1 protein-coding gene is annotated in these 578 nt (G+C 39.8%); it reads left to right on the top strand.

What is annotated here, in order from left to right; all coding sequences use genetic code 11:
* The coding region (locus ACEN31_RS11605; protein ID WP_407109486.1) for a transposase at nt 1–489 on the top strand (489 nt) is incomplete at its 5' end.
* Nucleotides 490–578 lie beyond the last annotated feature (89 nt).

A 578-nucleotide genomic window follows, 5' to 3' on the forward strand; every position in this document is an offset into this window, starting at 1 on the left:
TTAATTCAAAAAAACCGGGAGTCCTTGGACTTCGAGGATTACCACATTCACCGGCTGTTTGATGGCCTTGTGACTCAAAAAAGTATGGTCAATTATATGTTGAGTATCGATCCACGATTGGAGCAGGTCTATCATTTAGTCAATGATTTGAAGGCAGATATTGCGATGCATCATTCGGAGGCCTTTATTTATGATTTATATGAAACACGAAAATATGTGGTGCCACGCAAGGTCCGAACGACCTTTCAAACGCTTGAAAAGTATTTACCCGCGATTGAAAATAGTTTGACATACACGTTATCCAATGGGATTATTGAAGGCACCAATAACAAAATCAAGAACATAAAACGCAGCGGGTATGGGTATCGGAACTTTAATCACTTACGTTTTCGTATTTTGATTACTCAGAACTTACTGGTTAGACAGACCAAAAAGAGACGACCGCTCTTCTTTAAAGATGAGAACACAACACAAACTATCGTTGCATAGAGAGACACTTAAACATAGGAATAAAAAAAGAGCCAAGGTGACTGCGTCACCTGGCTCCTCGGTCCACCAACATCAAAAATTCATGAACC

Source organism: Ruoffia sp. FAM 26255 (assembly GCF_045528525.1).
GTDB classification, from domain to species: Bacteria; Bacillota; Bacilli; order Lactobacillales; family Aerococcaceae; genus Ruoffia; species Ruoffia tabacinasalis.